Source organism: Enterocloster sp. OA13 (genome assembly GCF_022440595.1).
In the GTDB taxonomy this organism is placed as follows: domain Bacteria; phylum Bacillota; class Clostridia; order Lachnospirales; family Lachnospiraceae; genus Enterocloster; species Enterocloster hominis.
In genome coordinates, this window is record NZ_JAKNTF010000001.1 from 61,998 (window position 1) to 86,537 (window position 24,540).

A 24,540-nucleotide genomic window follows, 5' to 3' on the forward strand; every position below is an offset into this window, starting at 1 on the left:
GGCTTCCCGATGGGAAGTGAAACGGATGAAAGCCGCTTTTTTAATATGTTTCCTTGTTTATATAGACTTTAATTATAAAGACTTTAATTATAAAGACTTTGCCTCAATACATCCAGCAGATATGCCATGTCCACTGGTTTGGATACAAACCCGGTCATGCCGGCCTGGACAGCAGCATCAGAGTCTTCCTTAAAGGAATTGGCAGTCATGGCAATGATGGGAATGGAGCTGCCGGCCGGATCCGCGCTGGCCCGGATCCGTCTGGTTGCCTCCAGGCCGTCCATCACCGGCATGCGTATATCCATAAGGATTACATGATACGTGCCGGCCGGGCTTTTAGTAAAATGCTCCAGCGCTTCCAGTCCATTGGATACGCGTTCTACATTGGCCCCATTCATCTGAAGCAGCTCGGTCGCGATTTCTGCGTTCAGGTCATTGTCTTCAGCAAGCAGGATCCGCATACCGTCCAGGGGGGCGGCCCCGGGCGTTTTTGGCTCTGGGACTGAGGGCGCAGGGTCCTCAGGGGATGCGGACAGCTGAAATACAACCTGAAAATAAAACTCAGCCCCCTTGTGAGGGGAACTCCTTACCTTCAGCTCACCGCCCATGGCGTTTACAATATTGCTGCTGATGGGAAGGCCAAGGCCTGTCCCGGCGCTTTTTGCACTGGAAGACCCAATCTGTTCAAAGGAATCGAAAATCTTTTTCTGGTATTCTTCCGCAATCCCGATGCCGTTGTCCTTTACTGAGAAGAGGAACGCTGCCTTGGTTTCATCGGATTCTGTTTCCTGGACAAGGAGTTTTACCTGGCCGTTCTCAGGCGTGAATTTGACTGCATTGGACAGCAGGTTGACCAGTACCTGCCTTAAACGGACAGGGTCGCCCTGGATATCGGAATGGATGATCCCTAAATCCACTGTGAACAGGATGCCTTTGGATTCCGCCTGGCTGCGCATCATCCCCTCCAGGTCTGATAACAGGTGGCGGAGGTTGAAACTCTCGTCCATGATTTCCATTTTCCCATTCTCAATCCTGGACATGTCCAGAATATCGTTAATGAGGGACAGCAGGTACTGGGAGGAGGACAGTATCTTTTTTAAATTTGTCTCCACCCGTTCAGGCAGCCGTTCCTCCATACAGGTCAGGTTTGCCAGCCCCATGATGGCGTTCATGGGTGTACGGATTTCGTGGCTCATCCTGGATAGGAACTCTCCTTTGGCCCGGCTTTGGGCTTCTGCTTTTTCAAGCTCCCCCTGAATCATGGCGTTCTTAAGCCGCGCCTTCATGATGAAGAGGATGGATATGGCTGACAGCAGTACAAACGCACTGAAGATAGCTATAAAAGCCACTGGGTTGGCATAAATCAGCTCACCCATTGTCATGGACGAGTACCCCATGGATACCAGATTACGGTCGGAAATGGAATTCTTTTCCTCTTCAGACAGGCTGGAGATGGATTTATTCAGGATTGTCATCAGATCCGGATTAATGGGGCGGTCCATTGCAAAGCTGATTTCCATGTTATTGTTGATACTGCTCAGCGGTATGATGTTGGTATACCTGTGCATCTGCATCTCATGTTCGATTGCAGGGGAAATACCATATACAAAATCAATCTCCCCCCGGTTAACAGCATCCAGGTAATCACGCGGCGTGGCAAAGCAGCGCACCTGTGCAGCGGAAACAGAATCCGGAAGACGGCATCCGGCCATGATTCCGGCTGTCAGACCCTCGGAGGGATAGTTGGCGGATTTGTTTTTGACAATGATATTATTAAGCGTTATATAGGATTTGGAAACCGCAAGGCCGTCAGCGGCAGCCGATTCCTGGGAATCCAGATAATAGCCCAGCATATCAGCCTTTCGATCCTTTACCAGTTGTACGGCCTCCCCGTAGGTATCCGTAAACACATAATTGAAGGACAGGCCGGAATAATCCGAGATGTTTTCCAGCAGGTCGGGAAGGATTCCGCTGTGATGGTCTGTTTCATCGCCCAGGCAATAGAACGGATGCCAGGCATTTACCACGGCAACGGTTACGGCCTGTTTGGATGCAATGTAGTCCTGTTCCTCACTGCTGAACTGGATTTTGGAATTATTAATATTGTTAAAGTTCCTGTCATAATGTTCTTCAGCAAATTTGGGGTCGGAATTAAGGATTTTCTCAAGTCCCATGTTCAGCCCGTCCAGTATATCATCATTTCCGGCATGGGTTACGATATAATAAGGCTGCGCCGGAAATTCCGCAGCAACCCGGTAATGGTCGGCTTCCGATTCATTGCCCAGAAGAAGGTCCACTTCCCCGGCTTCCAGGAAGCGGTACATGTTGCCGTCCCCTCCAATCTCCTTAGAGGAATAGGTACGGATACCGCACTGGAGGTTATTGATCAGGAGGAAATCCCGGAGTCTTTGGCGTTTTTCAAGGGCATTTTCATATACACCGATTATCTTGCCGTTCAGGGTGCTGGGTTCGTAGCTTTTTATGTCCTGGTCATCTTTGTTGCAGAGAAGTACTGCTTTACTGTTGCCCATACTGTATTTGGGGTAGGCAATCTGGGACTCATAGCCGTTCAGATGAAAGATACCCCCTAATAAGTCATATTTTCCTGCAAGGAATTCATCCAGGAGGAAATCCGGGTCAACGCTTACATATTCATAATCCCAATTGTTGTATTTTGCGATTTCATTGAGATAATCGACCATAAGTCCCTTGTAATTGCCATATGCATCAGGATAACATATGCCAGGTACGGGTGAAAATGCCACGGTAAGGGTCCGCGCATCCGCATCCGGTATGTCTTTGTAGGCCGCCGGGGCAGAAGAAGGACTGGAAGCATAAATAATGCCTGTCCACAATGGGGACAGGGAAAGGACAAGAGCCATGATTATTATAATTGTACCCGCACCGCGGTGACGTTTTTCCATGTCAGCACCTCATACCATAGACTACACTATTGGATTATTCTATCACATTTATCATGAAAGAGGCAACCGCATGGTAGGTTATTTGCCAGAAATAATTAAGAAAACCGTTCTTGTTTTTGTTTTTTGCCATGTTATACTGAATCCATGAGATAGAAGATAATGGAAAAGGAGGAGAATATCAGATGCGGGAATATAAGTCCGTTGTAATCGCCCTGATTGCAGCTGTCAGTGCAGTTGCCTGTGTGAGCATTTTTACAGGAGGTCTGGTGGACTACAAGAAAACGGGAGGGGGAAGCGGGATTACGGCCACCGGGTCAGCAAGCTGTGATTTTGAATCTGACCTGATTGTGTGGAGGGGAAGCTTCTCTGTCCACGGAGATACGCCGAAGGAGGCATACAGCACCATTAAAAAGGATGCGCAGCTGGTGAAAAAGTACCTGGAAGAAAACAGTGTGGACGAAGATGAGATGGTATTCAGCTCCATCAACATTTCCCAGACCTATACATCAAGATATGATGAAGAGGGAAGATATCTGGGAGAGGAACAGGACGGCTATGACCTGACGCAGGGCATGACGGTCACCTCCCATGATATTGACAAGGTAGAGGAAATCTCCAGGGATATCACCACGCTGATTGAGGCAGGGGTGGAACTGGAATCCGAACAGCCGGAATACTATTACACAAAGCTGGATGAAATGAAGCTGGATTTAATTGAGAAGGCAACGGCCAATGCTAAGAACCGGATTGATATCATGGCGGCGGGAACGGGCGGAGCCCCCGGAAAGCTTCTGAGCGCCAACCTGGGCGTGTTCCAGATTACGGCGAAGAATTCCAGTTCCGAGTCGTACAGCTATGACGGGGTGCTGGATACCAGTTCAAGGTCCAAGACCGCGATGATTACGGTCCGGCTGAATTACAGCGCCCAGTGAGGACCGGCATGGAATCCTGCGAAGCATGCAGCCGGCAATCGGTAATCTGGGCCGGATGGTTATGGTAATCACTAAAATCCCGCCCAACGATTCCGCGGCATACGAATGGTTTCTAAGTCAGAATTACCCTGCCGGGGATATCAAGGTAATCATGGCAGACCTGATCCATGGCAATCGCGATGAAATGATTATACTTGAACGGTTGGAAACAGATTATTTTTCTGGGATACTGCATATATACCATGTTTCTGATGAAGGAGATGTGGTTGAAATCTATGAAGATGATGTAGGGGAGGTGCAGTTAGGATGGAGATGGTATTACCTATATAAGGATATGGATGACAGTCTGTATTTTGGCGGGGAATATTAAAAGTGTGCAGACCGGTTTATAATACAACCTGTCTGTACGGTCAAGCAGTTGGAACTGCCTGACGTTCTGTTTCATGCGAAGTAATAGTACTCCGTACCCTGTATGGAAATTGTCATGCTGGGATGATTAAGGATATTCCTGATATCCCTCAGTATATTTTTTAATGATTCCATAAATACTTCTTGCGTTTCAACCTCCACAGGATTTCTCACGGTTGTAATTACATGAGCATATTCTGTCAGTCTGCATCCCCTTATTTCTCCACAAACCAGGTTTTTTCTATCGATGAGACCTGTTATATATTTACTGCTTCTTAGAAATTCCTTGTCCGCACACTCTTCCCATAAATGGGACAGATATTCATCGGTATAAAATCTTGTGTCAATTCCAAAAATCGTTATTATATATCTTTCGGTTTTCATAATTCAACCTTCGGTTTTTTATTATTATAATATGTCTTATGAAAGGATTTGCCACAAATCAATTCCAGACCAACAGGGCGTTCGTTCGGTATCCCCCAAATCAGCCATCTGATATCCGGCAACACCTATTTTGTCCCATCCTGCGGCTATATCTTTCTGGTAACGCAACGGGAAGTATCAGCGGGCCGTTTCCTTGCCCCCTGTCAAGGAACATATGGAAATAAAAGCGGCGTTCCTATCTTCCTATATGGAAGTTAGTAAACGCCGCCTGTGCGGTGGTACATGGTACCTTTCTATTCCTTATGCAGAAGGACTACTCCCCCAGTGGTTTCACCTTCTCCACATAGATTTTCCTGAACAGGATGGAACTCAGTACCACGGAGGTGATTTCAGCCAGGGGGATGGAATACCATACGGCATGGAGTCCGAATGCCCGGGCAAAGAAGTAGGCCAGCGGGAGGATACATACCAGCTGTCTGGCGATGGATACAATCAGGCTGTATACGCCGTTGCCCATGGCCTGGAAGACAGAACCCACGATGATGCAGTAGCCTGCAAAGAGGAAGCTGAGGCTTATGATCCTGAGGGCAGGTACTCCGATGGACAGCATGTCCGCGTCCGCCTGGAACAGCTCAAGCAGCTGGGGCGTCATAAGCTGGAATACGGCCAGGCCGATGAGCATGATAAAAACTGCGATACCGATACTCAGGCGGATGGTTTCCATGATACGCTTTTTGTTACGGGCGCCGTAATTGTAAGCAATAATAGGAATCATACCGTTGTTCAGCCCGAATATGGGCATGAAGATAAAGCTCTGAAGCTTGAAATATACGCCAAAAACGGCTACGGCTGTTTCCGAGAAGCTGATAAGGATTTTATTCAGTCCAAAGGTCATGACGGAACTGATGGACTGCATTATAATGGAAGGAACACCCACCTGATAGATGATGGAAATGGTCCTGCCGTGTGGGGAAAATCCTTTGAAGCTGATGCGCACATCCTTGTTTTTTGCATGGTTCAGGATGGCGGCTAAGACCATGGCAACAATCTGTCCGAATACAGTGGCAGCGGCAGCGCCACGGATTCCCATGGCAGGAATGCCAAGAAGCCCGAATATCAGGATCGGGTCCAGTATGATGTTGATGATGGCGCCGGTGCCCTGGGTAATCATGCAGTAGAAGGTCTGGCCCGTGGACTGGAGGATACGCTCGAACATCATTTCCCCGAACAGGCCGAAACTGAAGATACATACAATCTGCAGATATTGGATTCCATATTCAATGATGACCGGGTTATCTGTCTGGCTCTCGAAGAAGATACGCGCCCCGAATATTCCGAACAGGGCAAAGAACAGGAAGCTTACGAATGCCAGGAACAGGCCATTGACAGCGGCCAGGTTGGCATTTTTTGCATTCCGTTCCCCCAGGGAGCGGGACAGAAGGGCATTGACACCCACACAGGTTCCTGCGGACACTGCAATCAGCAGGTTCTGGATGGGAAATGCCATGGAAACAGCAGTGAGGGCTGCCTGGTTAATCATGGATACAAAAACACTGTCCACGATGTTGTAAAGCGCCTGGACCAGCATGGAAATGATCATCGGCAGGGACATGGTAACCAACAGCCTCTTAACGGGCATGGTGCCCATCTTATTCTCTTGTGACATGTAATGACATCCTTTCTCGTTTGTACATGAAAGCTATTGTAGCATTTTCTATATGGTAAAGTCAATGGCATGAAAAGGTCTTGTCCAGGTATTATCTGATGTTATGTAAAACAGGTGACATTTGATTAATATATGCTGGACATGGCGGAATATCTGTGATATCATAAAATAGTAATAATTACTATTATTAAGCAAACGAAGATCAGTAAGAGAAAGGGGTAGGGTTATGGCAGTATACCGTTGCAGGTTCTGTGGTTCAGTGTATGATGAGGAGAAAGAAGGAACAAAGGTCAGTGAACTTCTGGTCTGTCCTGTGTGCAGGGTGGCTTCTGATAAGATGGTGCTGGCTGGCGGCGGGGCAGATGAGCCTGCGCCAGATGAGGAATCCTCCGGAGGGCCGGGCCAGTCAGTACACGGCCTGGGACAGGAAACAGCAGCGGCAGGGCGGAATGGGACACAGCCCGCACCGGCAGATACGGTTTCCTCCGGTCATATTACCGGGGAAGCGCCCGGGTATGACCCGGAATATGCCAGGGTGGGGACGGACAGCCGCTACATGGATGAGATTCATGAGATGGCGGTAAAGGGCCAGTCCATCATTGCCGCCATGGGTACCCAGATGCCCATGCCGGGGTGGGACGACATCCTGTTTTTAGGGGCACAGTTAAATCCTATGCCGTTAGATGAGCATGCCCCGGTTAAGACGGAGACCATTATCGGGAAACATGCAAGGAAACCCATGGTACTGGAGCATCCGGTGTATATCTCCCATATGTCCTTTGGCGCCCTGTCAAAGGAGACCAAGACCGCGCTGGCAAAGGGAAGCGCAATGGTGCGTACAGCCATGTGTTCTGGCGAGGGAGGAATCCTTCCGGAAGAGAGGGAGGCCGCATACCGGTATATTTTTGAATATGTACCCAACCTTTATAGTGTGACAGAGGAGAACTTAAAGAACGCGGATGCCATAGAGATTAAGATTGGACAGGGGACAAAGCCTGGCATGGGAGGCCATCTGCCGGGGAAAAAGGTGACGCCTGAGATTGCGGCGGTCAGGAACAAGCCCCTGGGGCAGGATGTGATCAGTCCCTCACGCTTTCCGGGTATTGACACCAGGGAGGACCTGAAGGCGCTGGTGGAAAAGCTTCGTGAGGAATCAGACGGAAGGCCTATAGGCATTAAGATTGCGGCGGGCCGGATTGAGCGGGATCTGGAGTACTGTGTGTTTGCCGGGCCGGATTTCATAACCATTGACGGCCGCGGCGGCGCCACTGGGGCCAGCCCGAAGCTGATCCGGGACGCCGCCAGTGTCCCCACCATATATGCCCTGTACCGCGCCAGGAAGTACCTGGATGAAGCGGGGGCGGACATTGACCTTGTGATTACAGGGGGACTCAGGGTATCCTCTGATTTTGCCAAGGCCCTGGCCATGGGAGCGGATGCGGTTGCCATTGCCTCTGCAGCCCTGATTGCCGCCGCCTGCCAGCAGTACCGCATCTGCGGCACCGGCATGTGCCCGGTGGGCGTGGCGACCCAGGATGAGGAACTGCGCCGCCGTCTGCCAGGAGAAGCCGCCGCCATGAGGGTCGCTAACTTCCTGCGGGTATCCCTGGATGAGATTAAGACATTTGCAAGAATTACAGGCCATGACGATATCCATGATATGGATGTGGATGACCTGTGCACCATCAACCGGGAAATCTCTGGATTTACCAATATAAGGCATGCCTGATTAGCAGTATGTCCTGTAAACCTGCTCGAAAATCTCCACATGGTGCCGCTCATCCAGTATGATACGGCGCAGGATATCTGTGATATTCTCGTCCCGTATGTAGGCAATCTGATGCTGGTATTTGCTGATGGCGGCCTTCTCACTGTTGATGGCATTGTGCATCAGCGCCGGGAGTTCGCTGGGGTATTGGTTGTAGCTGGGGGACCAGTAGGTTTTTTTACAGCCGTAATGGGTCCACATCCTTGGGGCTTCCCCCAACTGCAGCGCCAGTTTTCCGAAAATTTCCAAATGATGCATTTCCACAATGCTTACCTTGCGGAATATAGTGGCAATCTCATCCTTTTCTTCCATAATCAGGTTATTATATACATACAGGCTGATGGCGGACATTTCAGAGTTAAGGCCTCCGATGTTGTCCAACATGGCCTTGGCATAGGCGGGATTTTTCATTTCGACCTTAATGGGCGGATAGGGAAGGTCGGCTGTGTATCGGAAATCGTCCATGGATAACATGCTATGCTCCTTTATGATATTAAGATTCCATAGTCCAATGTATGAAAAAGGACGTCTGAATATACAAATTTTCTAAAAATGAAAAGTGACAAATTTTAGTTCTTGACTTTATCACGCCGATGTACTATTTTAGTAGATAAATAATTAAAAGCAATGAAAGAGACTCTTGCCTGAGGAATGTAACAGGAAGGGGGCGTCACCGACTGAGAGCGCCGCCGCGCAGGACTGGGCGAAGGGAACACTCTGGAGCTGGTATATTGAAGCGGTTCTGTCCGTACACGGCCAGGACTGACAGTAGGTATACCCGTTGCACACGTTACGTGCAGAGAGAGGAGAACGGACACCTTATGAAGAATGGCGCTGATTTGCGCAGTGCAGCGCTGTCATACAGGTCAAGGTCTCAATGCGGGTGGTACCGCGGGAATGTCTTATGGATGTAATCCCGTCCCGGAATGCAGTTACTGTGTTCCGGGGCGTTTTTTATTGCAGGAAAATGTTCTTACAGGAAAATATTCTTATAGGCAAATGTTCTTGCAGGAAAATGTCCCGGAACCGGATGTCACTGGCGCGTTACAAAATAATAAAACCAATCCAGCGCCAGATTGCAGGCCAGAACGTACCGGTGTGAGGTCTTTATCCAGATAGGGGATTTCTATCCTCATGCACATGCCGGACGTTCCGAAAGGAGCGAATACCATGGAATTTATCAGCGGAGTAAGGGAAAAGGAAGTCCTGGGAATCCAGGAAGTGATAAGTGGGAATCATGAGGGCAGGACGGTCCGCATGAACGGAACCGTGCACACCATACGCCACATGGGCGAGGTGGCATTTGTAATCCTCAGGAAAGCGGAGGGGCTGGTGCAGTGCGTGTGCGAGGGAGCTGCCGGGGATGTGGATATAAAAGATTTAAAGGAAGAATGCGCGGTAGAGGTAAAGGGCGCTGTGAGGAAAGAGGAAAGGGCGCCCCATGGATTTGAAATCCGTCTGGAGGATATAAGGATCCTGTCCCGTCCCGCGGACACCATGCCTATCCCGGTGAACAAGTGGAAGCTTAACACTTCCCTGGAGACAAAGCTGGCACTGAGGCCCATTTCCCTGCGCAATATAAGGGAGCGGGCAAAATTCAAGATTCAGGAAGGAATCGTAAGGGGATTCAGGGATTACCTGTTCAGTCAGGGCTTTACGGAAATACACACGCCTAAAATCGTGGCCAGGGGGGCGGAAGGCGGTTCCAATGTGTTCAAGCTGGATTATTTCAATAAAAAGGCGGAGCTTGGACAAAGTCCCCAGTTTTATAAACAGACCATGGTGGGTGTTTATGACCGTGTGTTTGAGACAGCGCCTGTGTTCCGGGCGGAAAAGCATAACACCACCCGCCATCTGAACGAATACACCAGCCTGGATCTTGAGATGGGCTATATCGATGGATTTGAAGACGTGATGGACATGGAGACAGGCATGCTCCAGTATGTCATGGAACTGTTAAGGAAGGAGTATGGGAAGGAACTGGATATACTGAAGGCAGGGCTTCCCGATGTGAGCCGGATCCCCGCAGTGCGCTTTGACGAGGCTAAGAAGCTGGTGTCTGGGAAATACAACAGGAAAATACGCAACCCATATGACCTGGAACCTGAGGAGGAGCTGCTGATTGGCCGTTACTTCAAAGAAGAGTATGGAAGCGATTTTGTGTTTGTGACCCATTACCCTTCTAAAAAGCGCCCCTTCTATGCAATGGATGACCCGGAGGATTCCAGGTTTACCCTCAGCTTTGACCTTCTGTTTAAGGGGCTGGAGGTTACCACGGGCGGACAGCGGATCCACGACTACCACGCTATCCTTGAGAAGATAGGGAAGCGGGATATGGACAGGGAGGATATAGAATCCTACCTGATGATTTTTAAATATGGAATGCCGCCCCACGGCGGCCTTGGAATCGGCCTTGAGCGGCTGACCATGCGGCTTCTGGATGAACAGAATGTAAGGGAGACCTGTATGTTCCCCCGTGACGTGACAAGGCTGGAACCGTAGCGCGATGTGACAAGGCTGGAGCCGTAGATGGTATGGATGCGCAGCAGTCTGCAGATAGAAAGGAGTAAAAATCATGGCAAATATCATAGATGACGGGACCATTGAGTATGTGGGTATCCTGGCCAAGCTGGAGCTTTCGGAGGAAGAAAAGCAGGAAGCCAAAAAGGATATGGGACGCATGCTGGATTATATTGACAAGCTGAATGAACTGGACACAGAGGGAGTGGAACCCATGACCCATATCTTTCCTGTGAGCAACGTGTTCCGGGAGGATGTGGTGTCTGGCGGGGAGGACCGTGACAATATCCTTGCCAATGCGCCGGAACAGAAGGATGGGGCGTTCAAGGTCCCGAAGACCGTATAGGGAGTCAGAGCAGGAGGACAGGAAGAATGGGATTATCAGAATTAACCGCCCTTGAACTGGGCAGGTATATTAAGGAGGGCCGGGTGACTGCCGTAGAGGCTGTCCAGGCGGCCCTGGAGCGGATAAAGGCATTGGAGCCGTCCATCCACGCATATGTGACCGTGGATGAGGAGGGAGCGTTAAAACGGGCGTCAGAGGTACAGGGACGGATTGAGGCAGGAACCCTTACCGGTCCCCTGGCCGGGGTGCCCATGGCCGTGAAGGACAACATGTGCACAAAAGGACTTAAGACCACCTGCAGTTCCAGGATACTATACAATTTCATACCCACCTACACGGCCCAGGCAGTCCTTAACCTGGAACAGGCAGGAGCCGTGATTCTGGGAAAGACCAACATGGATGAGTTCGCCATGGGGAGCACCACGGAAACCTCGGCCTTTGGCGTCACCAGGAATCCCTGGAACCCGGAACATGTTCCGGGCGGTTCCTCAGGCGGTTCCTGTGCGGCTGTGGCTGCCGGTGAATGCTTTTACGCCCTTGGCTCGGATACCGGCGGTTCCATCCGCCAGCCCAGTTCCTTTTGCGGCGTCACGGGAATCAAGCCGACATACGGGACCGTGTCCCGCTACGGCCTGATTGCCTATGGTTCATCCCTGGACCAGATCGGGCCTGTGGCAAAGGATGTCTCTGACTGCGCGGCCATACTGGAAACGTTGGCAGGCCACGACCCAAAGGACAGCACCTCTGTCAGACGGGACAGCTATGACTTTACCTCCGCCCTTGTGGATGATGTGAAGGGCATGCGCATCGGCGTCCCGGAAAGCTATCTGGGAGAGGGCCTGGATCCTGAGGTAAGGGAAGCGGTGCTGGAAGCGGCCCGGGTGTTAAAGGAAAAGGGAGCCGTGGTGGAAACCTTTGATCTGAAGCTGGTGGACTATGCCATCCCTGCCTATTATGTTATCGCATCCGCGGAAGCCAGTTCCAATCTTTCACGCTTTGACGGCGTGAAGTACGGATACCGCACGCCGGACTATGACGGGCTTCACAGCATGTATAAAAAGAGCCGTTCCGAGGGCTTTGGGCCTGAGGTGAAGCGGCGTATCATGCTGGGATCCTTTGTATTAAGCTCCGGTTACTATGACGCATATTATCTGAAGGCGCTGCGCACAAAGGCCCTGATTAAACAGGAATTTGACCGTGCCTTTGAGCGCTTCGACGTAATCCTGGCGCCTGCGTCCCCGGACACGGCCCCGCGTCTTGGGGAATCCCTCAGGGATCCCTTAAAAATGTATCTGGGCGACATTTACACCATTTCCGTGAACCTGGCAGGCCTGCCAGGGATAAGCGTTCCCTGCGGCAGGGATTCAAAGGGACTTCCCATCGGCCTGCAGCTTATTGGGGACTGTTTTAAGGAAAAGGATATCATCCGGGCAGCCTATGCATATGAATGCACAGGAAAACGGGAGATGCCGGATATGTCCCATTTGGATGTACATTCCGGGAAAGAGGAGGCCATATCATGAGCAGACAGTATGAAACCGTAATCGGGTTGGAGGTCCATGTGGAGCTGGCCACCAAGACCAAGATATTCTGTTCCTGCCCCACTGCATTCGGAGGAGCGCCTAATACCCACACATGTCCTGTATGCACGGGCATGCCGGGTTCCCTTCCGGTGCTGAATAAACAGGTGGTGGAGTATGCGATGGCCGTGGGCCTTGCGGCCAACTGCCGGATTAACCAATACTGCAGATTCGACAGAAAGAATTATTTTTATCCGGATAACCCCCAGAACTATCAGATTTCCCAGCTGTACCTTCCCATATGCCACGAGGGCTGGGTGGAGATAGAGACTGCATCCGGGGTAAAGAAAAAGGTGGGAATCCACGAAATCCACATGGAGGAGGATGCAGGCAAGCTGATCCACGATGAGTGGGAGGACTGTTCCCTGGTGGATTATAACAGGAGCGGCGTGCCTTTGATTGAAATCGTATCCGAGCCGGACATGAGGGATGCCCAGGAGGTAATCGCATACCTGGAGAAGCTGCGTCTGATCATCCAGTACCTGGGCGCCTCTGACTGTAAGCTGCAGGAAGGCTCCATGCGCGCGGACGTGAACCTGTCTGTCCGTGAAGCGGGCGCCCGGGAATTGGGCACCAGGACGGAGATGAAGAACTTAAACTCCTTCAAGGCCATTGCAAGGGCTATTGAGGGGGAGAGGAAGCGCCAGATTGAACTTCTGGAGGAGGGCAAAAAGGTAATCCAGGAAACACGGCGCTGGGATGACAACAAGGAAAGCTCCAAAGCCATGCGTTCCAAGGAAGATGCCCAGGATTACAGGTATTTCCCGGACCCGGACCTGGTTCCGGTAATCATAAGCGATGAATGGATTGCGGATGTCAGGGCAAGGCAGCCTGAGCTGCGCACGGAGAAAATCGCCCGTTATATGGAAGAATACGGACTTCCCCAGTATGATGCCGGGCTGATTACCAGTTCCAAGCACATGGCTGATTTGTTTGAGGAAACGGTCAGACTGTGCAACCGTCCAAAGGAAGTGTCCAACTGGCTTATGGTGGAGGCCATGCGCCTTTTAAAGGAACATGAGATGGACACGGACGATATCCGTTTTTCACCCTCCAACCTGGCGTCCCTGATACGGATGGTGGAGCAGGGGGATATCAACCGCACGGTTGCAAAGACCGTGTTTGAGGAGATTTTTTCAAATGATGTGGAGCCGGAAACATACGTGGAGGAAAAAGGGCTGAAGGTGGTAAATGATGAAGGCGCCCTGCGCAGTGCCATTGAAAGCGTATTCGCGGCCAATCCCCAGTCCGTGGCGGACTACCATGGGGGCAAGGAAAGAGCCATGGGATATCTTGTGGGCCAGACCATGCGGGCCATGAAAGGTAAGGCGGACCCTGCCATGGTGAACCGGATTGTGAAGGAGATGCTGTCCCGCTGATTGGAGAGAAGGAATGGACGGTCCCAAAAAGGCACTCTATAAGTAAAGGCACAAAAAGAGAAGGGAAACATAAGCACAACTTTCACCAATATAAGAAATTTTTGTATTGACGGAAAGCCCCACTTGGTGTATGCTTATGTACAATGCACGAAAGTGTAAACTGGTGGCTGACAGATGTACGCCTGCTGGCTACAAAAGAGTAAAAAGAATAATGAAGGGTATCAAGGAGGATATTATGAAGCCATATGCAGAGATGACCAAAGATGAACTTGTGGCACTGCGCAAGGAACTGAAGGCACAGTACCGCGAAATGCAGGGTAAGGATTTAAAGCTGGATATGTCCAGAGGCAAGCCATGTGTGGAGCAGTTAGACCTTTCCATGGGACTGATGGATGTCCTCAGCAGCAATGATGACCTGACCTGTGAGGACGGGACCGACTGCCGCAACTACGGTGTGCTCACCGGTATTGACGAGGCAAAGGAACTGCTGGCTGACATGATGGAAGTGAATCCTTCCACGGTTATCCTGTACGGCAACTCCAGCCTGAACGTTATGTACGACACGGTATCCCGCGCCATGACCCACGGAATCATGGGCAATACCCCATGGTGCAAGCTGGATAAGGTTAAATTCTTATGCCCCGTTCCCGGATATGACCGTCATTTCGCCATCACTGAGTATTTTGGCATTGAGATGATTAATGTCCCCATGACTCCCCAGGGTCCGGATATGGATATGGTGGAAGAGCTGGTGGCATCGGATGACTCCATCAAGGGAATCTGGTGCGTTCCCAAGTATTCCAACCCACAGGGCTATTCTTATTCCGATGAGACCGTGCGCCGCTTTGCAAGGCTGGAGCCGGCAGCGCCTGATTTCAGGATTTTCTGGGATAATGCATACGGTGTGCACCATCTCTACGACCATGACCAGGACCACCTGATTGAACTCCTGGCAGAGTGTAAGCGCGCAGGCAACCCGGATCTGGTATATAAGTTTGCGTCCACCTCCAAGATCAGCTTCCCTGGTTCCGGCGTTGCGGCCCTTGCCACCTCCCACAACAACCTGGAGGACATCAAGGCACAGTTGAAGAACCAGACCATCGGCCATGACAAGGTAAACCAGTTAAGGCACGTGCGTTTCTTCGGGGATATCCACGGGATGGTGGAACACATGAGAAAGCACGCGGACATCATCCGTCCCAAGTTTGAGGCAGTGGAAGAAATCCTTGAACGGGAACTGGGCGGCCTTGGAATCGGGGAGTGGACCCAGCCAAAGGGCGGTTACTTCATTTCCTTTGATTCCCTGGACGGCTGTGCAAAGGACATCGTGGCAAGATGCAAGAAGGCCGGCGTTGTGATGACTCCTGCCGGGGCAACCTATCCATATGGAAAGGATCCTCAGGACAACAACATCCGTATTGCCCCGACCTATCCGCCGTTAGGCGATCTGGTTACCGCATCTGAGCTGTTTGCCCTGTGCGTGAAGCTTTCCAGTGTTGAGAAGCTGTTAAAGGGCATGGATTAAAGTACCCTTTTAAGGAAAATGATTCAAGTGTAAAAACAGGATCTTTATCAGATAATGATAGGGAGCGGTTCATCCATCCGGAGGGACCTGCTCCCTGTTTCCGTTTTTGCGGCTGAGCCTGCTCTGTTCAGGAAGGCCGATGCAATCATAAGCCGCTTATGCGGCAGGAACATCTGATAAAGGAGGCCAGGGGCCATGAAAGGCGCTTCAGGACGGTTTAAAGGCAAATACGATCTCTTTACCATCTATTTAGTACCAGGCGCAACGGTACTGTTAGCATCCCTTGACAGCTGGACCGACACAAACCTTTCCGTTCTTGGCAATCTGTCAGGCCATAAGTTACTGTTTGCCGTTTGGGGCATTTTTACCGGAATATACTACTGCATCTATGTCCGCTATCTCTTTAATATAGGAAGATACAGGAACATTGCCGGGAAAAGCCTGGTGTACACCGCGGCGGCATTCCTCCTTACAGCGGTTATGATTCCCTATACCCCGGAACAATATCCCTTAAAAGCCCATCTGCACGTGCTGCTGGCATTTTTATCCCCCATCCTTCTGGCATTGGGTATTGTAGGCTTCCTGCGTTTCCTCAGCAGCAGGGACAGGCCAAGGTACAGGCAGGCATGGAATATCATGTGGCTTATGGCTGCCTGCGCCTGCCTGCTCCTTTTGCGGGCAGGTTTTATCACCAGCATCCTGGAAGTGTTCCTGGTGATTGGGCTGTGCGGGTATCTGCGGTATATGGAACGGCTCCTGGTAAGCCGGTAAAACGGTGTTTCGGTGCCTGGAAAAATCCGGACGTGAAAAGAGGCGGAAAGGTCGAATCCTTTCCGCCTCTTTTCGGGCAGTAAAAACAAACCGTTTATATGGAGTGTATTAGAGATATCTCTAACACGTTAGGGGGGCATTAGAATGTGACTTCCTCATCATAGAAGCAGCATTTCAGCAGCTTTTCCATTTCAGCAGGAGTGATGGCCCTTGGGTTGGAACCCGTGCACGCATCACCTACAGCCAGTTCTGCAACGGTTGGCAGCTTATCCATGAATTCCTTCTCATCGATGATCCCGCCTTCATAGTCCCTGATGCAGGTTGGGATATCCAGAGCCTTGTTCATTTCACGGATACGTGCAATGAGGGCATCGGTCAGTTCCTCGTCTGTGTTTCCTTCCAGGTTGATGAATCTGGCAATCTTAGCATATCTTGCAGCGGCCTCAGGTTCTTTGGAGTTATATTTAATAACCTTTGGCAGGTACATTGCATTTGCACAACCGTGAACAATGTGGCCGCCTGAATATGCTGCACCGGTCTTGTGGGCCATGGAGTGGACGATTCCAAGCAAAGCATTGGAAAATGCCATTCCGGCCAGACACTGTGCATCGTGCATCTTATCACGGGCTTCCATATCACCGTTATAAGATGGTATCAGATACCCGTTAATCATCTCGATGGCATGGAGGGCTAACGGGTCCGTATACTCGCAGTTAAGGGTTGACACATATGCCTCGATGGCATGTGTCATGGCATCCATACCTGTGTGTGCGGTCAGCTTCTTCGGCATGGTCTCAGCCAGGGCCGGGTCAACGATAGCCACATCAGGTGTGATGTTGAAATCCGCAAGAGGATATTTGATTCCCTTGCTGTAATCAGTGATAACGGAAAATGCGGTCACTTCCGTGGCAGTGCCGGATGTGGAAGGAATCGCACAGAATTTTGCCTTGGTGCGCAGGGTCGGGAAATTAAATGGTATGATTAAATCGTCAAAGGATGTGTCGGGGTACTCATAGAATGCCCACATGGCCTTGGCAGCATCGATGGGTGAACCGCCGCCCATGGCAACAATCCAGTCAGGCTGGAAAGCCTCCATGGCTTTTGCGCCCTTCATGACAGTCTCAACAGAAGGATCTGGCTCAACGCCTTCAAACAGCTCTACTTCCATGCCGGCTTCCTTCAGATAATCCACAACCTTGTCCAGGAATCCGAAACGCTTCATGGAGCCGCCGCCCACAACAACAAATGCTTTCTTTCCTGTCAGTGTCTTTAATGCTTCAATCGCATCCTTGCCGTGATACAAATCCCTAGGTAATGTAAATCTCATGATAATACCTCCCAGTATATGTAAAATTTATTTAATTTGTTATTTCTTTAACAACTATATGATAGCATGGTTTGCCATGTATGGGTAGGTATGAAAAAGGAATACCGGTATTCCACCACGGATATTGTGCAATTTGTAATAAATATAAAGATAAAAAAACTATTATGGGGAGATAAGCTGTGATATACTGATAATAATTATGCAAAAGGAGGAGAGCCTGAATGAATTTTTTTATGGGTAAGAAGTTTGTGGGTCCTGGCGGGAAAAGCGGAAAAGACGGACCGGAAGTTGTCATTGACAATGGCGCGGAAAGCAATAAGAAGATGAAGCGGATGCTGCGCCCTGTTAAGTTCATAATCATCCTGGTGCTGGTGGCGGTAGCTGCCCTGGATTCCTTTTATACGCTGTCCGAGAATGAGATGGCTGTGGTCACCACCTTCGGAAGGCCTTCCAGTGTCATGACCTCAGGACCTAAGTTCAAGTATCCCTTCATACAGAAGGTGTATAAGATGTCCAAGGAAATCAGGGGCATGCCCATTGGCTACGACCCGGATTACAGTGCCCAGACAGGCGGAGCGCCGCTCATTAACAGCCATATCAATGCGTCCAGCAGGGTGGATGACGGGGAGGGCGGGCCGGAAAACACGGTATCCATTCCTTCTGAATCAGAGATGATAACCAAGGATTTCAACTTTGTGAACGTGGATTTCTATATTGAATACCAGATTGTGGATCCCATCAAGGCTTATATCAACAGCCAGTATGCCATATCCATCCTTAAGAACCTGGCCCAGTCCTATATCAGGGACACGGTGGGTTCCTACAGCGTGGACGAGGTCATCACCACCGGCAAATCCGAGATACAGGCCAGGGTCAAGGCCCTGCTTTCCGAGCGCCTGGAGCAGGAGGACATCGGAATCGGTATTGTCAATGTGACCATACAGGATGCGGAGCCTCCCACCGAGGCAGTGAACAATGCGTTCAAGGCAGTGGAGGATGCCAAACAGGGCATGGACACCAAGATAAACGAGGCCAAGAAGTACCAGTCAGAGCAGCTGCCGGCGGCCAATGCCAGGGCGGATAAGGCTGCCAGGGATGCGGAGGCTTACAGGCAGCAGCGTATCAGCGAGGCGGAGGGACAGGTATCCCGTTTCAACGACATGTATGAGGAGTACGCCAAGTACCCGCTGATCACGAAGAAGAGGATGTTCTATGAGACAATGGAGGAACTGCTTCCGGGCCTGAAGGTCATTGTCAATGGTTCGGACGGCACCCAGACCATGCTGCCCCTGGATTCTTTTGTAAGTGACAGCCAGAAGGGAGGTACCCAGGAATGAGGACACTGACAAAGTTTATGAGGAACATAGGGATTGTTGTAATCGTCCTGATGGCCGTCACCATCTTCAACCCGGTAGTGGTGACAAGGGCCAATGAATACAGCCTGATCATACAGTTCGGGAAGGTGGTGCGCATAGAGGACAGCGCAGGCCCCTCCTTAAAAGTACCTTTCCTCCAGTCCGTACAGAAGATACCCAGGTACAAGATGATATCGGACCTGTACCCCAGCGACGTGACCACCAAGGATAAGAAGGTGATGACCGTGGATTCCTTTGTCATCTGGGATATCAACGACCCGGTCAAGTACCTGTCCTCCTTAAACGCCAGCAAGGAAAAGGCAGAGGTCAGGCTGGGCAATGTGGTGTATAACTCAATCAAGAACGTGCTCAGTTCCACCAACCAGGCGGACATCATATCCGGGCGCGACGGCGACCTGGCAAAGACAATCACGGACAACATCGGCACTGCCATGGATTCCTACGGCATCCATATCTATGCAGTGGAGACAAAGAAGCTGGATCTGCCGGATTCCAACAAGGAATCGGTATACCAGCGGATGATTTCCGAGCGTAACAACATCGCGGCCCAGTATACCGCGGACGGGGAATACCAGTCCTCCCTGATTAAGAACGAGACTGACAAGACCGTGAAGGAAACCGTGGCCAAGGCCGATGCGGAGGCTGAGAAGATCAAGGCCGAGGGCGAGGCAAGATACATGCAGATATTGAGCGAAGCCTATAATGATGAGGCCAAGGCGGATTTCTATAATTACGTGCGTTCCCTGGATGCCATAAAGGCTTCCCTGAGGGGGGATAACAAGACGGTTATCCTGAACGAGGATAGTGAAATTGCGCGGATATTGTCTGGTAATTAAGTTATAGCCATGAATTGATATTATATTTGATATTATATATGGAAGAAAGACAGGTGTATTGATGAAACCCATCGATACGCCTGTCTTTGTTTGTTAAAAAAGCAAATGGATACGTGAAATGAGGTGGGATAATAATACAAAATATACATATAAAAATCCGGACTCATAGAAAAACCCTATGAAAAGTGCACGAAAGACACATTGCTTTCAATTGGATATGTATAATGAATGGCTATATAATGAAGATAACCTAAGATTGAGTCAACACTTTTACCACCCCCTGGTCTAAGATGCAATCTCCGGGAGACATCTGCGCAATAATTGTTAAAAAAATAACAAAATGATGAAGGAGGGTATTACATGGCAACTGCACAAGATTACAGCTTAAGGAAAAAGGTATTTGCGGCATCCTGGATTGTCATTTTCGTGGCAGCGGGAATTTCAGCTTATTCTGTGTTTAAAGCTTCTATTATGGAGGCCACGGGGGGAACGGACAGCCAGATTTCCATTGCTTATACCATACAACAGCTGTTTGCGGCCACACTTGGTATTTTTTCCGGCAGGGCGGTTGATAAGATCGGTCCCAGGATCGTGATTTATCTGGGAGGCTTTCTTTATGGCTTTGGCTGGCTGGTGGGAGGGCTTACCACATCGGTGCCCATGTTTTATCTGTTTTTCGGCGTGGTAAACGGAATCGGCTCCGGCCTTATCTATAATTCCTCAGTTGCCACCGGGCTTAAATGGTATCCGGAGAAAAAGGGGACCATGTCAGGACTTTTACTCATGTCGGCGTCCATCGGGCCATTCCTTACCTCCAGGTTCGGCGAAATCCTGTGCAACGGCCTGGGCCTTGGGGCCAAGGGGCTGTCGGTGATAGGGGCGGCCTATATTGTACTGGTGTGGGCAGTGGGCTGGATCATGACTGTTCCCGGCAAGGACTGGGTGGCGCCTCCCATCCCTGCCTCTGTCACGAACCTTGAAAAGGCGGACAGGGAGTACGGACCTTTGGAAATGCTTAAGACATTGCGCTTCTGGCTGATGATCGTGCTTATGTGTCTGGCCAGCATGACAGGAATCATGTTTGTAGGCGCACTTTCAGGGATTGCCCAGGCCCAGCTGGGGGTAGGGACGGCGGCAGCCTCCTGGATTGTGGGAATCAGCGCACTTGCCAACTTTGTGGGACGGATGGGATTTGGCCGTGTCTGTGACAGGCTGGGGGAGGCCAAGACCGTTTTAATCATACTGATAGTGACCATATTGTCCCTGTTCATTATGAGGAATGCATTTACAATCCCGCTTTTCATTACCTGCCTTATATTTATCGGCGCGGCCTTTGGAGGCGTCCTTGTATGCTTCCCGCCATTTACCCAGAAGGTATTTGGAATGGAGAACAGCGGGGTGAACTATGGAATCATGTTTCTTGGCTATGCATCAGGTTCCTACTTTGGCCCCCAGATTGCAGCCAAGACAAAGATGCTGGGACCGGACGGCGCGGTCATGGCCACTTCCTATGCCAATGCCTACAGTATTGCCATAGGGGTCGGGGTTGCAGGAATTGTGGTATGCCTGCTTCTCATGTATGTGAAAGGCCGTTATGCAAATCAGGTAAAGGCAGCATAAAGGAGGAGAATCGTGGATTGTACAATGAAGAATGAGTTTTCAGGTTTGACCGTCCTGGATCTGTCCAGATATCTTCCGGGCGGATATGCCACACAGGTCCTGGCTGATATGGGCGCGGAGGTCATCAAGGTGGAGGATACGGGCAGGGGGGATTTCTGCCGCCATGATGAACCAAGGATGAATGGGGAGAGCTATTATTTCACGGCGCTTGCAAGGAATAAGAAAAGCCTGTCCGTGAACCTGAAATCCGAAGAAGGAAAGGAAATATTCCGTAAGCTGGCAAGGAAGTCGGATATCATCTTGGAGAGCTTCCGGCCGGGGGTCACGGCCCGCCTGGGCATTGATTATGAACAGATAAAGGCTGTGAAGCCGGACATCATATATTGTTCTTTGTCAGGCTACGGGCAATTCCATCCCAACAGCCAGAAGGCCCTCCATGACATTAACATGCAGGCCCAGTCCGGGTACCTGTCCTTAAACGGAGGCAGGACCAGCCCGCTGCACCTGTGCGACCTGGCCAGCGGCATGGTGGCCGCCCAGGCCATGCTGGCTGCCCTTTATCAGAGAAGCGTCAGCGGGAAAGGGAATTATATTGATATTTCCATGTTTGATTCCTTTGTGTGGTGGAACAGCATGCTGGACAGCCGGTATTACTTTTATGGAGGCAGCCTTGAGGCAAGGGACCTGGAGTACCCGGCTGTGTGCTACAACATCTATGATACAAAGGATGGCGGGAAAATCGCGGTAGGGATGGTGGAGGAGAAGTTCTGGAAGGAATTCTGCCGCCTGACCGGGGCGCCGGAACTGGTGCCTGTACAGATGTGCCGCAGGCATGAGGCGCCTGAAGCATTTTCCAGGATGGAAGGAATCATGGCTTCCAGGTCACTGGCGGAATGGAAGGAATGGCTCAGTGACAAGGATCTGTGTATGGCTCCCGTGCTCAGTAAGGGGGAAGCCATCGAGGATATATTGAAACAGGATAATGGGTTGATTGAGTATCATGCCTTCCCCGGGACCGGGAAGGTGCTTCAGACAAATATCCCCCATAAAATGTCCAATCTTCCCCTGTCCCTGAAGGATGCCCTGCCGCCGCCCGCATTGGGGGAACACTCCCGGGAGCTGCTTTTAAGGCTGGGCTATACCGGGGAACAGGCAAAACGGATGGCAGAGGAAGGGGTTATTAAAGTATCAATAAAGGAGGAATAAGGAATATGGGTAAAAATTGGTTTAGTGTGGATCCTAAGGAACATCTTGGCGGTAAGGTGGCGATTGTCACAGGCGGTGGTACGGGAATCGGGGCTGCCTGCGCCGGGACACTGGCAGCGGCCGGAGCCAAAATCGTGGTGGCGGCCAGAAGGAAAGAGAAACTGGAGTCAACCGTGTCAGATATCAGGGAGGCGGGCGGAGAGGCCATTGCGGTCTCTGCCGATGTGACAAAGCAGGAGGATGTTGACAGGATCGTATCTGAAACCATAGCTGCTTACGGAAGGATTGACATCCTTGTATCCAATGCCGGGATGGCCCTTCCCAGATGCCATACCTTTGATGTTACCAGGGAGGACTGGCGCAGGATATTTGACCTGAACCTGGATGCAGGGTATTTCCTGGCCCAGGCATGCGGAAAGGAAATGGCCAAAACAGGCGGAGGGCGGATTGTGTTCATGACTTCCCAGAGAGGTATCTCCGCCATGCAGAACATTGCCCCCTACTGCATTACCAAGGGCGCTGTGATGGCCATGGTAAAAGCGCTGGCCATCGACCTGGCACCGTACCAGATCAATGTCAATGGCGTTGCCCCCGGCTATGTGATGACGGATATGGTATCCGGCCTCCTGGCGGACGAAGCCCGGCTTAAGAACGTGCTGGATAAGACGCCGCTGGGGAAAATGGGCACCACGGACGAGATGGCGGCCGCTGTATTATACTTCTGCCTGCCCCAGTCATCCTACACAACAGGACAGACAGCCATTCTGGACGGAGGCTGGTCCTGCCAGTAAAGGGTCCATGGACAAAGGGTTATTCAGTTACAAGGATTCTAATAAATGGAGCGCGCCCGGCAATCCGGACCGCTCCGGGAAAAATGAGAGGAGATAGAACTATGAGTGAGACAATGTCAGCAATCATCAAAACAGCCCCAAAGCCAGGATGCATGGAGTATGTGACCGATTTTCCAAAGCCGGAGATTAAAGAGGATGAAATCCTGGTGCAGGTAAAGGCCTGCGGCATATGCGGCACGGACCATTCCCTTTACGGGTGGAATGAGGCGATTGCCAAGAACTACAATATCCAGTTCCCGGCGGTTTTCGGCCATGAGTTTTCCGGGGTAGTAGCGGAAATCGGCCCGGCTGCCCCAAAGAATTTTAAGATTGGGGACAGGGTTGTGGTAAATCCCGTGCTGTTCTGTAATGTGTGTTCTTACTGTGCCAAAGGGCAGATCAACATATGTGATAACCGCCCGTTCTATGGAACGGACCTTCCGGGGGCATTTGCAGAGTATGTGGCCATCCGCGGCACCAACCTGATTCCCCTTCCCGACAATGTATCCTATGAAGAGGGCGCGCTGTTGGAAGCACTTGGCGTTGCCATCAATGCGGTTGACCGGGTAAGTCCCCAGATGGGTGACTGCGCGGTGGTGCTGGGCTGCGGAGCCATCGGCCTGCTGATGCTCAAGGTCTTAAAGTACATTGGTATTGAAAAGGTCATGATTACCGGACTTGGGGTTGATAAGAAACGCCTGGCCCTTGCTGAAAAAATGGGCGCCATCCCGATTAACTGCGATGAGTGCGACCCGGTGGAGCGCGTCAAGGAGCTGACTGGCGGACGCGGCGTGCAGGTGGCCTTTGATGCTGCAGGCAATGCACGCGCCGTGGAGCAGGGCGTCCAGATGCTGGCTAAAAACGGAAAAATCGGTATTTCCGGTCTTCCAAAAGAAAAATCCACCCTGGACATGACCACGATTTCCATGCGTCAGTTAAGCATCATCGGCAATAGGGCATATGAGCGCAAGACCTGGTTCCAGGGCCTGGATATGATGGCAAACGGCCTGGATATCAAGGAAATAGGAAGCCACACACTTCCGTTCTCAGAATTTGAGAAAGCCATGAAGATGCTGGATAACAGAGAGGGACTGAGGATCATCCTGGTTCCATAAGGGGCAGCGCCGGACTGGAGGGTTACA

General features: G+C 50.8%; 20 protein-coding genes. 15 read left to right on the plus strand and 5 right to left on the minus strand.

Features of this window, described 5'->3' with window-relative positions:
* Positions 1-83 precede the first annotated feature (83 nt).
* Positions 84-2,924: an ATP-binding protein gene (locus tag MCJ35_RS00290; protein WP_240299305.1), complete on the minus strand. Its 2,841-nt coding sequence runs from the start codon at positions 2,922-2,924 to the stop codon at positions 84-86.
* A 182-nt stretch (positions 2,925-3,106) separates the two neighbouring features.
* Between MCJ35_RS00290 and MCJ35_RS00295 the strand changes: the two genes are divergently transcribed.
* A complete protein-coding gene (locus MCJ35_RS00295) occupies positions 3,107-3,856 on the plus strand; it encodes an SIMPL domain-containing protein (protein ID WP_120057703.1) in 750 nt (249 codons plus the stop codon).
* 61 nt (positions 3,857-3,917) lie between these two features.
* Positions 3,918-4,226 (plus strand): hypothetical protein, encoded by a 309-nt coding sequence (locus tag MCJ35_RS00300; RefSeq protein WP_155858405.1) that lies wholly within the window; start codon positions 3,918-3,920, stop codon positions 4,224-4,226.
* A gap of 71 nt (positions 4,227-4,297) precedes the next feature.
* Here the strand turns inward: MCJ35_RS00300 and MCJ35_RS00305 are convergent, their stop codons facing one another.
* Together MCJ35_RS00305 and MCJ35_RS00310 are read right to left on the minus strand one after the other, a co-directional pair.
* Positions 4,298-4,648, minus strand: coding sequence for a hypothetical protein (locus MCJ35_RS00305; RefSeq protein WP_025483520.1), 351 nt, complete (start codon positions 4,646-4,648; stop codon positions 4,298-4,300).
* 313 nt (positions 4,649-4,961) lie between these two features.
* A complete protein-coding gene (locus MCJ35_RS00310; RefSeq protein ID WP_008721319.1) occupies positions 4,962-6,314 on the minus strand; it encodes an MATE family efflux transporter in 1,353 nt (450 codons plus the stop codon).
* A gap of 226 nt (positions 6,315-6,540) precedes the next feature.
* Here MCJ35_RS00310 and MCJ35_RS00315 point away from each other — a divergent pair, with 226 nt between their 5' ends.
* Positions 6,541-8,043, plus strand: coding sequence for a glutamate synthase-related protein (locus MCJ35_RS00315; RefSeq protein ID WP_025483518.1), 1,503 nt, complete (start codon positions 6,541-6,543; stop codon positions 8,041-8,043).
* Here the strand turns inward: MCJ35_RS00315 and MCJ35_RS00320 are convergent, their stop codons facing one another.
* Positions 8,044-8,556 carry a ferritin-like domain-containing protein gene (locus tag MCJ35_RS00320; protein ID WP_025483517.1) on the minus strand — a complete coding sequence of 171 codons (513 nt, stop codon included), beginning with the start codon at positions 8,554-8,556 and terminating at the stop codon, positions 8,044-8,046. It lies immediately after the preceding gene.
* Positions 8,557-9,252: 696 nt separating this feature from the next.
* On the opposite strand from MCJ35_RS00320, the gene aspS reads away from it, so the two are divergent.
* The 6 genes from aspS (at position 9,253) to MCJ35_RS00350 (ending at position 16,203) form a co-directional block, all read left to right on the plus strand.
* Complete coding sequence (gene aspS / locus MCJ35_RS00325) at positions 9,253-10,584, plus strand: aspartate--tRNA(Asn) ligase (RefSeq protein WP_025483513.1); 1,332 nt, start codon at positions 9,253-9,255, stop codon at positions 10,582-10,584.
* Positions 10,585-10,657: 73 nt separating this feature from the next.
* On the plus strand, positions 10,658-10,948 hold the full coding sequence (gene gatC / locus MCJ35_RS00330) for an Asp-tRNA(Asn)/Glu-tRNA(Gln) amidotransferase subunit GatC (RefSeq protein WP_008721329.1): 291 nt from the start codon (positions 10,658-10,660) through the stop codon (positions 10,946-10,948).
* A 26-nt stretch (positions 10,949-10,974) separates the two neighbouring features.
* Complete coding sequence (gene gatA / locus MCJ35_RS00335) at positions 10,975-12,471, plus strand: Asp-tRNA(Asn)/Glu-tRNA(Gln) amidotransferase subunit GatA (protein ID WP_025483511.1); 1,497 nt, start codon at positions 10,975-10,977, stop codon at positions 12,469-12,471.
* Positions 12,468-13,907, plus strand: coding sequence for an Asp-tRNA(Asn)/Glu-tRNA(Gln) amidotransferase subunit GatB (gatB, locus tag MCJ35_RS00340; protein ID WP_240299306.1), 1,440 nt, complete (start codon positions 12,468-12,470; stop codon positions 13,905-13,907). The genes gatA and gatB overlap by 4 nt, the downstream gene beginning before the upstream one ends.
* Before the next feature lie 235 nt (positions 13,908-14,142).
* Positions 14,143-15,432 (plus strand): aspartate aminotransferase type Ic, encoded by a 1,290-nt coding sequence (locus tag MCJ35_RS00345; RefSeq protein WP_008721335.1) that lies wholly within the window; start codon positions 14,143-14,145, stop codon positions 15,430-15,432.
* Positions 15,433-15,627: 195 nt separating this feature from the next.
* Positions 15,628-16,203 (plus strand): hypothetical protein, encoded by a 576-nt coding sequence (locus tag MCJ35_RS00350; protein ID WP_008721336.1) that lies wholly within the window; start codon positions 15,628-15,630, stop codon positions 16,201-16,203.
* Positions 16,204-16,342: 139 nt separating this feature from the next.
* On the opposite strand, the gene MCJ35_RS00355 is transcribed toward MCJ35_RS00350, so the two are convergent.
* On the minus strand, positions 16,343-17,530 hold the full coding sequence (locus MCJ35_RS00355) for an iron-containing alcohol dehydrogenase (RefSeq protein WP_025483509.1): 1,188 nt from the start codon (positions 17,528-17,530) through the stop codon (positions 16,343-16,345).
* Between the two features lie 221 nt (positions 17,531-17,751).
* On the opposite strand from MCJ35_RS00355, the gene hflK reads away from it, so the two are divergent.
* The 6 genes from hflK to MCJ35_RS00385 all read left to right on the plus strand — a co-directional run bounded on the left by hflK (position 17,752) and on the right by MCJ35_RS00385 (position 24,513).
* Positions 17,752-18,867 (plus strand): FtsH protease activity modulator HflK, encoded by a 1,116-nt coding sequence (gene hflK, locus MCJ35_RS00360; RefSeq protein ID WP_008721339.1) that lies wholly within the window; start codon positions 17,752-17,754, stop codon positions 18,865-18,867.
* On the plus strand, positions 18,864-19,742 hold the full coding sequence (gene hflC, locus MCJ35_RS00365; protein ID WP_008721341.1) for a protease modulator HflC: 879 nt from the start codon (positions 18,864-18,866) through the stop codon (positions 19,740-19,742). The genes hflK and hflC overlap by 4 nt, the downstream gene beginning before the upstream one ends.
* 360 nt (positions 19,743-20,102) lie before the next feature.
* A complete protein-coding gene (locus MCJ35_RS00370) occupies positions 20,103-21,362 on the plus strand; it encodes an MFS transporter (protein WP_008721342.1) in 1,260 nt (419 codons plus the stop codon).
* A 12-nt stretch (positions 21,363-21,374) separates the two neighbouring features.
* Complete coding sequence (locus MCJ35_RS00375; protein WP_240299307.1) at positions 21,375-22,568, plus strand: CaiB/BaiF CoA transferase family protein; 1,194 nt, start codon at positions 21,375-21,377, stop codon at positions 22,566-22,568.
* Between the two features lie 5 nt (positions 22,569-22,573).
* On the plus strand, positions 22,574-23,359 hold the full coding sequence (locus MCJ35_RS00380) for an SDR family NAD(P)-dependent oxidoreductase (protein WP_008721347.1): 786 nt from the start codon (positions 22,574-22,576) through the stop codon (positions 23,357-23,359).
* Positions 23,360-23,460: 101 nt separating this feature from the next.
* The gene (locus MCJ35_RS00385) at positions 23,461-24,513 is read left to right on the plus strand and encodes a zinc-dependent alcohol dehydrogenase (protein ID WP_008721349.1); all 1,053 of its coding nucleotides are present in this window, start codon (positions 23,461-23,463) and stop codon (positions 24,511-24,513) included.
* Positions 24,514-24,540 lie beyond the last annotated feature (27 nt).